The 14,724-nt window shown below is 69.0% G+C and carries 11 protein-coding genes and 1 pseudogene; 6 read left to right on the top strand and 6 right to left on the bottom strand.

What is annotated here, in order from left to right:
- Window positions 1-324: 324 nt before the first annotated feature.
- Entirely contained in the window at window positions 325-1,923 is a 1,599-nt protein-coding gene (locus SLINC_RS44865) for an FAD-dependent monooxygenase (protein ID WP_067444442.1), read from the top strand.
- Between the two features lie 113 nt (window positions 1,924-2,036).
- Here SLINC_RS44865 and SLINC_RS48315 read toward each other — a convergent pair whose 3' ends face one another.
- Window positions 2,037-3,182, bottom strand: a complete 1,146-nt coding sequence (locus tag SLINC_RS48315) for a helix-turn-helix domain-containing protein (RefSeq protein ID WP_159425423.1) — start codon at window positions 3,180-3,182, stop codon at window positions 2,037-2,039.
- Window positions 3,183-3,326: 144 nt separating this feature from the next.
- On the opposite strand from SLINC_RS48315, the gene SLINC_RS44855 reads away from it, so the two are divergent.
- The 4 genes and pseudogenes from SLINC_RS44855 to SLINC_RS46970 all read left to right on the top strand — a co-directional run.
- The gene (locus SLINC_RS44855) at window positions 3,327-7,298 is read left to right on the top strand and encodes a type I polyketide synthase (RefSeq protein ID WP_067444436.1); all 3,972 of its coding nucleotides are present in this window, start codon (window positions 3,327-3,329) and stop codon (window positions 7,296-7,298) included.
- 81 nt (window positions 7,299-7,379) lie between these two features.
- The gene (locus tag SLINC_RS44850) at window positions 7,380-8,009 is read left to right on the top strand and encodes a TetR/AcrR family transcriptional regulator (RefSeq protein ID WP_067444433.1); all 630 of its coding nucleotides are present in this window, start codon (window positions 7,380-7,382) and stop codon (window positions 8,007-8,009) included.
- Window positions 8,010-8,125: 116 nt separating this feature from the next.
- Window positions 8,126-8,278 (top strand): hypothetical protein, encoded by a 153-nt coding sequence (locus SLINC_RS48700; RefSeq protein ID WP_170068297.1) that lies wholly within the window; start codon window positions 8,126-8,128, stop codon window positions 8,276-8,278.
- A 71-nt stretch (window positions 8,279-8,349) separates the two neighbouring features.
- Window positions 8,350-8,529 (top strand): annotated as a pseudogene (locus SLINC_RS46970) (IS256 family transposase); the annotation flags it as partial.
- 723 nt (window positions 8,530-9,252) lie between these two features.
- Here SLINC_RS46970 and SLINC_RS48310 read toward each other — a convergent pair.
- A complete protein-coding gene (locus SLINC_RS48310; RefSeq protein ID WP_159425422.1) occupies window positions 9,253-9,417 on the bottom strand; it encodes a hypothetical protein in 165 nt (54 codons plus the stop codon).
- Between the two features lie 73 nt (window positions 9,418-9,490).
- Here SLINC_RS48310 and SLINC_RS44845 point away from each other — a divergent pair, with 73 nt between their 5' ends.
- Window positions 9,491-10,471 (top strand): GNAT family N-acetyltransferase, encoded by a 981-nt coding sequence (locus tag SLINC_RS44845; protein ID WP_067444430.1) that lies wholly within the window; start codon window positions 9,491-9,493, stop codon window positions 10,469-10,471.
- Window positions 10,472-10,573: 102 nt separating this feature from the next.
- Here the strand turns inward: SLINC_RS44845 and SLINC_RS44840 are convergent, their stop codons facing one another.
- The 4 genes from SLINC_RS44840 to SLINC_RS44830 form a co-directional block, all read right to left on the bottom strand.
- The gene (locus tag SLINC_RS44840) at window positions 10,574-11,131 is read right to left on the bottom strand and encodes a DUF3291 domain-containing protein (protein ID WP_067444427.1); all 558 of its coding nucleotides are present in this window, start codon (window positions 11,129-11,131) and stop codon (window positions 10,574-10,576) included.
- Between the two features lie 898 nt (window positions 11,132-12,029).
- Window positions 12,030-12,908, bottom strand: a complete 879-nt coding sequence (locus tag SLINC_RS46960) for an RCC1 domain-containing protein (RefSeq protein WP_079165037.1) — start codon at window positions 12,906-12,908, stop codon at window positions 12,030-12,032.
- A gap of 61 nt (window positions 12,909-12,969) precedes the next feature.
- Complete coding sequence (locus tag SLINC_RS44835; RefSeq protein ID WP_079165036.1) at window positions 12,970-13,803, bottom strand: IS5 family transposase; 834 nt, start codon at window positions 13,801-13,803, stop codon at window positions 12,970-12,972.
- 265 nt (window positions 13,804-14,068) lie between these two features.
- Complete coding sequence (locus SLINC_RS44830) at window positions 14,069-14,644, bottom strand: snapalysin family zinc-dependent metalloprotease (RefSeq protein WP_067444424.1); 576 nt, start codon at window positions 14,642-14,644, stop codon at window positions 14,069-14,071.
- Between the last annotated feature and the right edge of the window lie 80 nt (window positions 14,645-14,724).

Below are 14,724 nucleotides of genomic sequence, written 5' to 3'. Positions count from 1 at the left end.
TGAACCAGGGGAATCAGATGAACCAGATGAATGGGAAACGGCTTACGCCGGGATAATCCTCGGGACGTAGCACTGCGATACTAACCCGCCCCACCCCGGGGCTCGGCCCTGCAACAAGCTGCACCACAGCTTTCTGCACTCCGAAGCGATGGCCGACCGCCCGTCCGGAACGGCAGTCTGGCATTGACGGATTCTCGCAGCATGCCGCCCACAGTCGTGCGAGACCATGCCTCAGAACTTGCTGCACTGCCGCAGCGAGAAACTTCTCCTTATCCGGCGCTCTTCCGCCCGACTCTCAGAACAGCAATAACGGAGGCACATTCCATGTCAGTCCAGCGAGTTCCCGTACTCGTCGTCGGTGGCGCCTACACAGGACTCACCACCGCGTTGAGCCTTGCCGCACGCGGTGTGCGCCCGCTTCTGGTGGAGCGACGACCGAGTCCCGGCACGCTGCCGAAGGCATGGGGGCTGAACACCCGTTCTCAGGAACTGCTCAACACACTGCCCGGCGTGGCCCGGCGACTCAGCACCGCCATGGGGGACGCGCAGTGGCCCCGCATGAGCCACGGCACCTCCCTGGCCGATCCCGAGCGACGCTTCCTCGACCCGGAGGACGGACAGCCCGACCCGCAGGAGCTGTCCTCGGTGCCGCCGCTGGCGTGGGTGTCGCAGGCCCAGGTCGAGGAGATCCTCCGGGTCAGCGCCGAGGAGGCAGGCGCGGACCTGCGCCCCGGTACCGAGCTGGTCTCCCTCGTCCAGGACGCGGAGAAGGTCACCGCGACCCTCCGCGAGGCGGCCACCGGCCACGAGCACACGGTCGAGGCGGACTACCTGGTCGCCGCTGACGGGAACACGAGCCAGGTCCGGGACATGCTCGGCATCCCCGTCCAAGGCGGCGGAACCATAGGCCATATGTACATCATCACCTTCGAGGCCGACCTGACCCGGTACGTGAAGAAGGGGGCGGTCGAGGTCATCGGAATGCCGGGCAGCGGATCCAGCTTCATCCTGGACGGCTCGGAGCGGCACACCCTGTGGGTCGACTACTTCCCCGAGCGGGGTGAGACGCCGGAGGACTTCACCGAGGAGCGTTGCCTGGAGCGGATCCGCCGCGCCGTCGGCGACCCCGAGATCGACGTCACATTCGTCAACGCCCGCTTCTTCCCCATCAACCACAAACTGTCCGAACGGTTCCGCGAGGGGCGCGTCTTCCTGGCCGGCGACTCCGCACACGCCTGCCCACCCAACGGGGGGCAGGGCGGCAACCTCGCCATCCAGGACGCCTACGAGCTCTCCTGGCGGCTCTCCCTGGTTCTCACCGGACAGGCCGGCCCCGACCTGCTGGACACGTTCGAGATGGAGCGCCGCCCCGTCGTCAACATCACTCTCGAGCGCGAGCTCGAACTGGCGAAGATCTCCGAAGGCCGGGTCCCCGCAAGTTACAACCCCGCCGATCCCAGCGCACCCATTCCCACGCCCAAGGAATTCCTGGGTTTCCAGTACCGCTCCCCCGCGGTCCGCACCGAAGCCGACGACGACGGCAGTCTCCAGGAGGATCCGTGGAACCCCACCGGCCGCCCGGGGGGACGGGCCCCGCACGTCGTCCTCTCCGACGGCCTGCGCGAGTTCTCCACACATGACCTGTTCGGTCGCGGTTTCGTGTTCCTGGCAGGGCACAGGGCCACCGAGTGGGCCACCACCGCCGAAAAGGTCGCCCGAGATCTCGGAGTCACCCTGACCGCCTACCGGATGGGTGACCGCTTCGTCGACAGCGACAACACCTGGTGCGACCGCTACGGCGTCGAACCGACCGGCGCCACGCTGATACGCCCCGACGCCGTCGTGGCCTGGCGCGCCAAGAAGGCGGTCGGCGATCCGGAAGGTGAACTCACGGCAGCCCTGAGCGCGGTACTCGCACGCTGATCCGAGTCCGAGCGTCCGGACGGAGAAGAGAAGGGCGGACGGCGGCGACGGCGGACAGTGACCCCGCCGCGTCGCCGCCGCATCCGGCCCGCATCGCAGGATCCTCCGTTCCCTCAGGTCACGCTGTGATCCGCCGCGGCCTGCTCCGGGCCCGGCACGAGCATCTGGTCGCGAACCATCCATCCGGCCTGGAACCGGCTCTGCGCTCCCAGATCACCGAACATCTCGGCGATGTACTTCCGGCACGTCCGCACACCGATACCCAGACGCCTGGCCACCACTTCGTCCTTGTAACCGGCCGCGAGCAGTTGCACGATCGCCGTCTTCGTCTCCTGGGTCAGCCACTCCGGGAGCCGGTTGTTGCCGCCCGTCCTCTGGAAGACCGCGCTCGTCGCCCAAGTGCTCACCACCATGTGCACGATGAACTCAACCAGCGCTCCGTGCCTGACCATGTGCGCCTTGTCCGCGTCCTCGCCGTCCAGCAGGAACACCACGGAGCGGTCGAAGACGATCAGCGGCGGCAAGGACGCGGCGGTGGTCCGGACCTCACCTCCCGACTCCGAAATCCGTTCGGCGCACTCGCGCACATCCGCGTCGTAGCGGGACAGATGCGGGAGCAACACCCGCACGTCGACCGCCGACGCCACCGGTCCGGAGTCCTCGCAGACCACATCGCGGGCGAGGTCCCGCGCTCCCCGTCCCAGGGGCTGCACGGCCAACACCTCCTCGGCACACCCCGCCGCGCAGCCCTCGAGCACCTCACGGAGGTCGGAGTCGCCCTCGATCGTGACCACAGGGTTGAGCCCTCCGGTCTCCGGGTCGTCAGCGCGGAGTGTGGACAGCGCGTCGAGCTGCTCGCGGATCCCGTCCAGTTGAGCCTGCCACGCGTCGATGACGCCGGAGAGCGGCTTGGCGTACTGGAGCTTGGCCGTTTCCGGATGGACCGCGACCCAGTCGCTACGATCCTCCGCCTCGGATCGCGCCAGCCTCATCTTCCTCAGCCTGGACAGCACACGCTCCGTCCGGCCCGCGCCCCACCCAAGGCTGCTCGCGAGCCCCTCGAGCTTGGCCCCGCCGGACGTGACGAGGAACTGATAGGCCGTCAGTTCCTCCTCACCCATCAGCGGGACGATCTGGGTGATATCCACAGCCTTCCCCCTCATCCACTTCGGCGACTTGGACCTAAGAATAAACATGAGGTCTCTTATGAACGCAAGTACAAGTTTTTCCTTGCGTGTGAACGTGTGAAACCATGCCAAATCGCCCCATATGGTTGGGTGGGCCCGGCCTTACGGGGGAGAAATGCGAGAGCATCCCAGGCAAATAATGGTCACGAGTTTAATTTTGTATCCTGGCTTGATCGATCGTCCGACTCGCCCTTGACCGAAAGCCTGGAGTCGTCCATGCGTACCGACCTGCCGAGCCCGACGCCCGTCGCGATCGTCGGGATGGGGTGCCGCTTTCCGGGGATCGAGAGTGTCGACGAGCTGTGGGACGCCCTCGTGACCAACACCGACACCGTGACCGACGTCCCACAGGAGCGCTTCGACGTCGGCGCACACCACGACGTCACCCCTATGACCCCCGGCCGGACCGTGTCCCGGCACGGCGGCTTCCTCACCGACCCCTTCGGTTTCGACGCGGCCTTCTTCGGCATCTCGCCCGTGGAGGCACGCGCGATGGACCCGCAGCAGCGGCTCCTGCTGCACGTCGTGTGGGAAGCCCTGGAGTCCGCCGGGATACCCCCTTCCCGGCTCGCGGGCAGCCGGGGCGGCGTGTTCGTCGGGCAGGCGACAGCCGAGCACGCGGAGACCGACCCCCGGGCCCACGAGCCGGATGTCCGCAGCGTGGTGGGCAGCCGGCTGCGCGCTGTCACAGCCGGCCGCGTCTCCTACGCCCTCGACTTACGCGGACCGAGCGTGGTGCTGGACACCGCCTGCTCCTCCTCGCTCGTCGCCGTGCACGCCGCACGGCAGAGTCTGCTCACCGGCGAGAGCGACCTGTGCGTCGCCGCGGGTGTCAACGTCATCCTTTCCCCGCACGACTCCATCGCCTACTCCCAGGGAGACATGCTCTCTCCCGGCGGCCGCTGCCGGTTCGGCGACGCCCGCGCCGACGGGTTCGTTCGCAGCGAGGGCGTGGGCGTGGTGGTGCTCAAGCGTCTGGATGACGCGCTGCGGGACGGCGACCCCGTCTGCGCGGTCCTGCTGGGCAGCGCGGTCGCCAACGACGGCGCGGGCAGCGGTCTGTTGATCCGTCCCTCCGCGCAGGGCCAGGCCGACATGGTGCGCGAGGCCTGCGGCCGTGCCGGCGTCAAGCCCTCGGAACTCGACTACGTCGAAGCTCACGGCACCGGAACGAACGTCGGGGACGGCGTGGAACTCCAGGCGCTCGCCCAGGCGGCCGGGCCGGGCCGCCCGGCGGACCGGCCGTTGCTGACCGGATCGGTCAAGACCAACCTCGGTCACACCGAGGCCGCCGCCGGCATCGCCGGTCTGATCAAGACGGCGCTGATCCTCCGGCACGGAGTCATCCCCGCGTCGCTGCATCTCGACGAGCCGCACACCTTGCTGACACAGGACGACTTCCCGGTTCGCGTGGCCACTCGCAACCGGCCCTTGGACGCGGCCGGTTCCCGCGCCCTGCTCGGGGTCAGCTCCTTCGGCCTGTCCGGGACCAACGCCCATGTCGTCGTCGGCGCCCATTCCCCCGGGCCCACGCACGGTACCCGGAGCGGCACCCCGGACACCGGGCACCATCTGCTGGTGCTCAGCGCGCGCACACCCGCCTCCCTCCGTCGCCTGGCCGAACGTTACGCGGCCTACCTCGGCCCATCCGGAGCCGGGCGCCGGTACCGGCTCGGTGACATCTGCTCCGCCGCCGCCACCGGGCGCGACGCCCACCCGCACCGACTCTGGGTCGTGGGCGACGACCACGACTCCCTGGCGCGACGCCTGCGCGCCGTCACCGCCGGCGAGACCCTTCCCGACGGGGGGACAGGGGATGCAGGCCTGTCGGCCGACAAGGACCTCGTGTTCGTCTTCTCGGGACAGGGCTCCCAGTGGGCGGGCATGAGCCGGGGCCTGTACCGCTCCTCGCCCGCCTTCCGGACGGCGCTGGACGCCTGCGACCGGGCCGTGCACAGGGAACTCGGATGGTCGGTCACGGAACGGCTGACATCCGACGACGAGTTCCCCACCGACGTGAGCGTCGTCCAGCCCGTCCTGTGGGCCGTACAGGTGGCGCTCGCCGCCGCCTGGCGCGAACGCGGTGTGGAGCCCAGTCGGTGCATCGGCCACAGCATGGGAGAAGTCGCCGCCGCCCATGTCTGCGGCGCCCTGTCGCTCGACGACGCGGCCGCAATAATCTGCCGACGCAGCCGGCTGATGCAGCGCTTGGCGGGACAGGGCGCCATGCTCGCCGTCGAACTGCCGGCCGCCCGGGCGCGGCAGTACACCGAAGCCTACGGGGAGGCAGTGTGTGTGGCAGCCGAGAACGCCCCCACCACGACCGTCCTCGCGGGTGACCCTGTACCCCTGGCCACCCTCCAGGCCGAACTGGAGGAGAGCGGCATCCTGTGCCGCCCGGTGAAGGTGAACGTGGCCTCGCACTCGCCGCAGATGGACTCCCTTCGTGACGATCTGCTGAAGGAACTGGACGGCCTCTCCCCCGTTTCCGGCGCGGCGGACATGGTCTCCACCGTGTACGGCTCCGAGGTCCGGGGCGCCGAACTGACGGCTGAGTACTGGATCGACAACCTGCGCCGCCCCGTACGGTTCGCCGACACCGTACGAAAGGTGGGCCACGACATGAACAGCGTCTTTCTCGAGGTCAGCCCCCATCCGGTCCTCGTCGCCGCCATGGAGGACACACTCGGTGGCGACCACGTCGAGGCCGCCGCGGCGGCCTCGCTGCACCGCGCGTGCGACGAGCCCGCCGAACTGGCCCGGGCGGCCGGCCGGCTGTTCACCCAGGGCGGGCGGGTGGACTGGCGGCGGTGGTACGGCGACGGCCCACGACACCTGCCGTCACTTCCCACCTACGCCTGGGACGCGGTGTCGTACCGGCGCGAGACAGTCGACCCGGTGACCGCACTCCGCTCCGGCGCCTCCCGGGTCCGGCGGATCGACCTCTCGTCCTGGGCCGCGACCGCCGACTGGGGTGACGGCGTAGCGCTCCACGGTGTCGCGCCCGTGCCGCCCGTCGTGTATCTCGAGGCAATGCTGGAGACGGCCCGGGAGGCCGATCGCGGCACATCGTTCGAACTCCGGGACGTACGGCTGGGCGACGCGCACGTACCGGTCGACACGGCGGGTGACACGACCCTCCTGGTGACGCTCGGCGGGCCCTCGGACCACGCCCGCGAGGTGACGGTGCGAGCCTCTGTCCCGGGTGCCCCCGACCCCGTCCTCTGTGCTTCCGGCCGGGTCCTGGCCACGGACGCCGCCGATGCCGCCCCCGTGGCCTCGGACGCCCTCGACACCGCGCTCGCACGGTGCAGGGACTACCTGGGAGGACAGGACTTCCCGTCCTTCGCGCGGAGCCAGGGGTACGACATCGCCGAGCCGTTCCGGGCCGTGGAGCACCTGTGGCGACGCGACGGCGAGGCCGTGGCCCTCGTCCGGCCGACGCGGCCCCTGCCGCACGCCGCTTGGGAGACCGGCCTGCAGCCGCTCCTGGCCGCACGACCGGGAGCCATGTCCGGCGGCGACGACGGCGCCCACGTTCCCGTGTCCATCGACTCGGTCCGGTTCCACGCGGAACCGGAGCCGGAGTTCTGGAGTGTGAGCACCGTACGCCCCGAGAACGGTGGAGCCTCGCTGGTGGCCGACGTTCTCCTGATCGCTCCGGACCGTCGCGTCCTGGCGCGCTTCTCCGGAATCCGCCTGCGGCGCCTCGCCCGGACGTCCCCGGCGAGCTCGCCGCTGGCGCACGTCTCCGCGCTCGTCTCGGCGGTCTCCGAGCAGTGCGCGCCGCTCAGCGGCCTGGTCCGGAAGGTCGCGGAGCCCCTCGGTATCGGCTTCCTCACCGGCCTCCTGCGCCCCGCCGTACCGTCTCCTGCCGCGCGGACCACGCTTCGGCAGCCTCCCCCCGGCGATCCGGTGGCCCCGCCCCACCCCCGCCCCGGCGGTGCCGCGGACGCCCTCCTCGAGCACTCCGCAGCGCTGCTGGGCATGCCTGCGTCGGACATCGACGAGCGGCGGTCGTTGCGCGAACTCGGCCTCGACTCACTCATGGCCTCCCGACTCCGGCAGCGCCTGCACCGCAGTCACGGCATAGAGATCACCGCCGGCCGGCTCGTGGGCGCGGAGAGCGTCGCCAGCCTGCGCCGGAGCCTCGCACAGCACGGTGCACAGACACAGACAGAACGGTAGCCGAGCCGCATGCAAACTTGCACCGTGGTATAAAAAATCTACCGCCCATACGGCGAACTCGCCACGAACAGGAGGGACGGAATGGACTCGCGCGCGACAACGACGCCGCCGCCGGTCGGCCGCCGGGAACGCAACAAACAACGGGTCAGGGAGCGCCTCTATCTGGCCGCGGTCGAGCTCTTCGTGGAGAAGGGATACGACCAGACATCCATCGACGAGATCGCGGAGCGGGCCGATGTGGCACGTGGCACCTTCTTCAACTACTTCCAGCGCAAGGAAGACATCATCGGCGCCTGGGGAGACAGGAGGCGCGCCGCGCTCGTGACAGGCCTGGAAGAGAGCGGCACCGTCACGCCCAGCTCGATCGCACGGCTCCAGCAGTGCATGACGGTCCTCGCCCGTATCAACCAGGAGGAACCGCGGCTCACCACCGCCATGCTCACCGCCTGGGTGAAGGCGGGCCGGCCGATCCTCGAGGAGCCGTATGTCGCGGAGGTGTTCGCCAAGATCGTCGTCAGCGGAATGGACCAGGGAGAGCTGAATCCCGCCATGTCACCCATCGGCGTCGGCAACGTTCTGCGCGACGTCTACCTCGGAGCCCTCTACCGATGGGCCAACGAGTCGTCGGACACGACCGGGTCACTCGCGGAAGAGCTGCAGCAGATCCTGCAACTCCTCCTCTACGGCATGACCTCGACGAAGACGGCGTAGTGCACCATCACGGACCCCAGGGCCCCGACGACATTCCGGTGTGTCGACTGCGGCCCGATTGGTTCATGGGGACTGCAAGACGTTCGGGGTAACTCCCGATCATGGAAGATGCATCGATGACCAGTGAGAACGTGGCCGGGCGTGAGGCTGTCGAGTCGGCAGCGGCTGTGTCGGCAAAGGCCGTGGGCGACCAGTTGATCGACGAGATGGTGAGCCGGGCCCAGGCCGAGGGTCTGCAGCCGACCGGCGAGGGCTGCTGCAGCAGCTGACCAAGCTGCTGCTGGAGTCCGCCCCGGAGGGCGAGATCACCGACCACCTCGGCCATGACAAGCACGATCCGGCGGTCAAGGCCCGCGGACACTTCCCCAACGAGCAGGCCGCGTTGAAATACGTCTACATGGCGATCATGTCGCTCGATCCCACCGGCAAAGGTCAGGCCCTCTCAACCATGCGCTGCAAGACCGCGTTGAACGCCTTCGACATCGCCTTCGATGGCCGCCTGTCGGCGGCCCGTCAGTAGCCTCAACTACCCACTTACACCGCTCGTTTGACAGTCCCTCCTGCTGCTGCCCCCGCTCGCATGGCACACGTTCGTGCGGGCAGCGAGGCAGTCCCGCTGAGAGACGAACCTCGCTGCCCGCACCGGCGTCCGATCGGACCATGCCCAGGTCAGCAGAACCGGGCGGTCCATCCGGCGAACCTCTTGAAGGCCGCCACGGAGTTGGGACCGAAGAGTCACTGTCTCCAGGGCTACGTCTTCGGCAGCCGCAGGGCCCGCTCCGAGCGTTGTCACGGCCGTACCGGCAACGGCGAGCACGGCGACGGCCCGCATCGCCCGCCCCCACGGAAGTCGAGTCGTGATCATTCCCCTCACTTTCTGCCCGAAAGGTTTTTATGAACGCATCAACCGGACCACAAGCCGCTGAAGTTGATGCGTCAACCTCTGCTTCCGTGAAGCGCGCGAAGCTCACCGCGGACAAGCCCCCGGCAGTGGCCGGCCTCGCTCTGGAGCGGGCGGGTGACGTGACTGCGCCGGAGGCGAGACCGATGCGCCGTAATGACGGTGACCGAGGCAAGCATCCCCATGCCCTTTGGCCATGGCAGTCGGCCATGCTGGGCCACGAAACCCCCGCCCAGGGCCTGCCTACTGGCAGCCGGTGCGGCCCTGGTGGAGCAGCGCGTTGACGATCTCCCGCATCGCGTACCGGCCCCGGTGGCCGCCGACCGAGGGGTGCGCGGCCGTTCACGCGTTGATCACCGTCTCCACCAGCGGCCTCTGCTCGTCGGTCAGGGCGGCCAGGTCGGTCTTGTAGAGCCGGAGGCCACCATGCCGCCCCGCCGCCGCGGCCACGAGGGTGCGCCCGTGGCCGACTCGTTGGATCTCCGTGCGCGCAACGGGCGGGTCCATCGGCGGACCGTTCGCCTCGCCTGCGGCGCACGCCCGTGGTGCGATGAAACAGGGGGCCGGAAAGGAGAGAACGATGACCCCACCGGCAGGGCAGCGCAAGAGTGGCCCGGGCCCGTTGTCGATCCGCCCGCTGGGTGAGGCGGACCTGGACCGGGCCGACGAGATCTTCAGGGTCGCCTTCGGGACGTTCCTCGGGGCTCCCGACCCGAAGACGTTCTTCGAGACCGCGGACTACGTCCGCACCCGCTGGGCGGCCGATCCACAGGCCGCCTTCGCAGCGACGGTCGAGGGCGAAGTCGCCGGATCGAACTTCGCCGCCAACTGGGGCAGCGTCGGGTTCTTCGGCCCTCTGACCGTGCGTCCGGACCTGTGGGACCAGGGCATCGGCAGGCGCCTCATGGAACCGGTCATGGACTGCTTCAACACCTGGGAGAACCGCCACCTGGGCCTGTTCACCTTCGCGCACAGCCCCAAGCACCTCGAGCTCTACCGCCGCTACGGTTTCTGGCCCCGATTCCTCACCGCCATCATGAAGAAGCAGGTGGCAGGCAGTGCCGCAGTCCCCGGCCGAGTGCTGTACGGCCAGTTGCCCGCCGCCGAGCAGCCCGACGCCCTGAGCCTGTGTCGCGCACTGACCGACGCCGTGTACGAGGGCCTGAGCCTGGACCGCGAGATCGTGGCCACGCACGCGCAGGGGCTCGGTGACACCATCCTGCTCCAGGGCGCCGGCTCCGAGCTCGACGGCCTGGCCGTCTGCCACTGCGGAGCCGGATCGGAGGCCGGCGAGGACGTGTGCTTCGTCAAGTTCGGAGCCGTCCGCCCTGGCCCTGAGGCCGCCGACCGCTTCGAACGACTCCTTGACGCGTGCGAGCAGCTGGCCGCCGAGCGCGGACTGGGGCAACTGGACGCCGGGACGAACCTGAGCCGCCCGGATGCCTACCGTCGAATGGTCGACCGCGGTTTCCGCACCTGGTTGCAGGGCGTGACCATGCACAGGCCCAACGAACCCGGCTACAGCCACCCCGACGCCTACGTGATCGACGACTGGCGCTGAGATCCCTCCGCACTCGGCCCGCGACGAAGGCGCGGGCCGCCCGAGCCCGTGAACATTCCGCGCCGGCCCGACGGCCAGACACCTCCCATTCAGGCTTCGTTGTCAGCGAACCTGGTCGCTCTGAGGCCCGATGCCTTTGATGGTGGTCGGAGTTCCCTCCGGGGCGAACGAGTGGTGGAAGGTGAAGGCGTGCGGCGCGGAGCCATGGTCGTGGAGGTGCTCCAGCCTGGAAACCCCGTCCCGCCAGGTGGGTATCGCGCCGTCGGTAACCCACCAGAACACGTAATTCGGGTGCCCTGGCCTCTCGAACCAGTCGTAACGCCTGTTCAGCGCCTCACGGTGCAGACCGGTGTAGACGGCGTCGAAGGCAGAGCGCAGGTCGGTCCAGAGCGAGAGGGTCGTGGCCAGGGCGGTGGTCTCCGCCGTGCGTCCCTTGCCGTACCAGGCCGGTACGGCGAACTCTCCCCATGCACCCCAGTCCGCCTCGAAGAGCATGCCCCGGTCTCCGCCTGCCGGTTCCGCACGCGCGAGGTATCCGGGGTGCTGAATGATCTTCCGGTAGACGGCCTCACCAATGTCGTAGAACTCGCGCGTGAGAGGTGCGGGATCGGCGAGAGGTGACTTCAGGACGCCGAATGTGTACAGCGCAACATGGGGCATGTTTCTCTCCCTGATGGGGGGGGTGCCTGGTGTGGACCCGGTTCGGTGGCTCACGCACGGCGGCGAGGGGGCATGACCGACTCACCCCGTCGCGGGTGGCTCAGCCTGAAGAAACCCCTGTACGACCGTTCGCGATCGCCGAAGACCAGGTGAAGGTAGCTGCCTCTGCGAACCATGTCGAAGTTGCGTTTTCTCCGTCCAAGTGGCCTCCTGCCAGGCCGTTTCGGGGGCTCGGACGGTGGCCCTGCCTGCCGTCGTGGAAATCCGCATCGGCCCGGCAACTGCGGAGGAGCAGCACGGAACGGGAGTTCGCGAACGCCTCGCGATGGGCCCGTGGACCGGGTCGTTCTTCCGTGCCGTGCTGCGCGACGTGCCGTCGGCCGTACGGTCCGGGCCGGCTCATCGGCGTACTCGCCCCGGCCGCCGAGGTCTTGGACCAGGCCGACGCCGACCAGGACGGCGTACGCCCGCTCTGTGTCCTGATCGACGCGATCACCCCGGATCGGTGATCCGCCGCCACAGGCGACGGCCTCCTGACGGAGGGCCGTGGAAGAGATCGTGATGGGCGTCGTCCGCCGCGGAACAGGAACAACGGCACGTACACATGCAGCAGCTGGAATTGGTTGGTCTCGTGCTCATGGGGCGGGCGGGATGTCTCCGGTCGCAGTGTGGAGGCGCTGACCGACTACAGCGACCTACTCATCGGTGGTGTGGCTGATCGGTGTCGTGGCATGGGTCAGCAACTCGCCGAGGCGGGCAGGTCCCCGTACTCGTTGCCCTTGAGGTAGACGGCGCTGACGTAGCCCTCGGCAAGCTGCTCGCCGGCGGCGGACGCAACAGCGATCCCCTTGGGACTGGAATCAGAATGAGGTCTCTGCGGCTCGGGAATGACGACGTGTCAGTTCGCGTGGGCGCGGCCGGACGCCTGTGGAAGCAGGACCCCGGACCAGGCATCGACTTCGCACTGTCTGTCGGCATTGTTCCCTGTGGTCACGACCGTGCCGTTGGCACGCAGGCCAAGGGTGTGCGTTGAACCGGCCGCTACGGCGATAATGTCGCGCCAATCGCCGACTTCGCACTGTCCGTAGCTGTTGTCTCCTGCTGCGAGGACCCGTCCGGACGCGGTGACCCCGACGGTGTGGTAGCTGCCCGCGCCGAGCGCCACCATGTCTTTCCACTCATCGACCTCGCACGCCCCGGATGCCCGGTCTCCGGTCGCTACTGCCCGCCCGTCGGTTCTGAGGCCGACGGTATGGAGATACCCGGCCGAAACGGCGGCCAGGTCACGCCACCCTTCAACGGCACACTGCCGTCGTCGGTTGTTCCCCGTAGCCAGTGCAGAACCGTCCGACCGGACGCCGACCGAGTGCCAGTCACCACACGAGAGGACGACCATCTCGCGCCAGGACTGCACGTCGCACTGTCCTTCTGCACTCCGGCCAACTGCTAGCACGCGGCCATTCGCGAGTAGCCCGAGCGTGCGGCGCCAGCCTGCGGCCACGGCCGTGATGCCTCGCCATCCGGCGACATCACACTGCCCATCGCCATTCCACCCCGTTGCCAGCACCGTACCGTCCGACCGGAGCCCCACCGTATGAGACCTGCCCGTGTTCGTCGCGGTATGGACGTTGCCAGCTGCCACCGCGACGACGTCTTCCCATCGCTCGACACGACATTCAGCGGCTGCGGTATTGCCGACGGCGAGAACGGTTCCATCCCAGCGCCGTCCGACCGAATGACGCCTTCCGGCCGCCAGCGCCGACGGGTTAGCGAGCATTCCGGCTCCTTGTGCTGGCGCGAGTTCGCGACATGGGATTCCAGCTTACTTTGGACTGGAATCAGAGCGGGGCCCTCAGTCGTCGCCAGCGGATGACGCCACAACCGAGTGTGATGAGGGCCTGGTGGACGTCGGAGCGGATCTCCCGGCGGATGCGTAGGCGCCGGAACCAGTGCAGTGGTGCGAGGGCGCCTTCCGCAACCCAGCGGTGTACGCCGAGCCCGGAGCCGTGTTCGGTGCCGCGCCGGGCGATGTGCGGGGTGATCTCGAACCGTCGGACCTGGTCCCGGTAACTCTCGTGGTCGTAGCCGCGGTCGGCGTGGAGGTGCTTCGGGCGGCGCAGCGGTTGGCCGCGCTTGCCTCGGATCGGCGGGACGGCTCGGATAAGTGGGATCAGCTGGGGCACGTCGTTGCGGTTGCCGCCGGTCAGCGTGGCGGCCAGCGGGATGCCGTGGGCCTCGACGATCACGTGGTGCTTGCTGCCGCTCTTGCCCCGGCCCACCGGGGACGGGCCGGTGGCCGCACCACCTTTCATCGCCCCCAGATGGCTCGAGTCGACCGACGCCCGGGGCAGATCCGGTACCCCGGCCGCCCGCAGTTCGGCCAGCAGCATCTCGTGCAGGCGCGGCCAGACCCCGGCCTCGTCCCACTTCCGCAGTCGCCTCCAGCAGGTCATCCCGGAGCCGAAGCCGAGTTCCTGCGGGAGGTGGCGCCAGGGGATGCCGGTGTAGAGCACGAACAGGATGCCGCACAGAACCCGCCGGTCATCGAGCTGACGACGCCCCGGGTACCGGACGCGCCGCTCAATCACCGGCAACAGCGGCTCGATACGCTCCCACAGCCCATCGTCAACCTCCCACGGCTTGCGCCCACCACGACTCTTGGTCGCAACCACCCCCTCCGGGCCGCATGAACGCGAACTGACATGCCGTCATTCCCGAGACTCGGAGACCTCATTCTGATTCCAGTCCTTACTGGACGTGCCGCGCCGAGCGAACGCAGTGCGCGAGCCTGTGGCATGTCGCACGGCTCGCCCTCGGGTCGACCGTTCGACAAGACTCGCCCTGCTCACCACGACGACTCGCACCGGCGCAGGGGGACGACGTCCCGGGGATCTCGTAGAGGTCCCCGGGAAGCGCCGTCGCTTCGAGGCAGTGGGCTCAGGGCGCGTCGATGAGGTTGCGACCGTCACTGGGTACGAGCGCGGCGACGCCGCTTGCGTAAGCGGACTGCACGCGGGACCGTTCGGTCGCGTTGGGCACGGCGTTGGTGCAGGCCGTGCCGGCGCTCGACCCCGACATCAGTTGGGAGCAGGGGCCGGGTTTGGTGTCCGGCAGGCCGAGGCTGTGACCCAGTTCGTGGGCGGCGATCCGCGTCTTGTCGTAGCCCTGGCTCACGGCCTGGCTACCGAGTTCGACGCGGACCTGACGGCCCGGACGAACGGGGCCGAGCGTGGCCTGCGGCCAGCCCGTGGTGGCGACGATCACGATTTCGGCCCCGGTGCCGGGTGCCGCTTCCACCAGTTTGACGTTGCTCACGTTCGCGTTCCATGAGGCGACTCCGGCCGCGATCGCGGCCTCCCAGCTTCCGGCGCGGCTGTCGTCGTAGCGAAGGGTCACCGCTGCCGCCTGTGCGGTGGATTGCTCACTCGTGGGGGCGGCAGTCGCGGCGCTCGCCATGGCGAGGGTGAGCGCCGCGGCGGACATGCCTGCCTTGAGCCATGTGCCGAGGGGCATTGCTGCTCCTTATCCGTGGGGGGGATTCCGGCCCGGTGGGACCGGGGACGCGGAGGAGCGGCGCGAGTGTCCGGTGGGGC

Source organism: Streptomyces lincolnensis (assembly GCF_001685355.1).
GTDB classification, from domain to species: domain Bacteria; phylum Actinomycetota; class Actinomycetes; order Streptomycetales; family Streptomycetaceae; genus Streptomyces; species Streptomyces lincolnensis.
The sequence above is the reverse complement of the archived record's forward strand: the minus strand, read 5'-3'. Positions and strand labels throughout refer to the sequence as shown.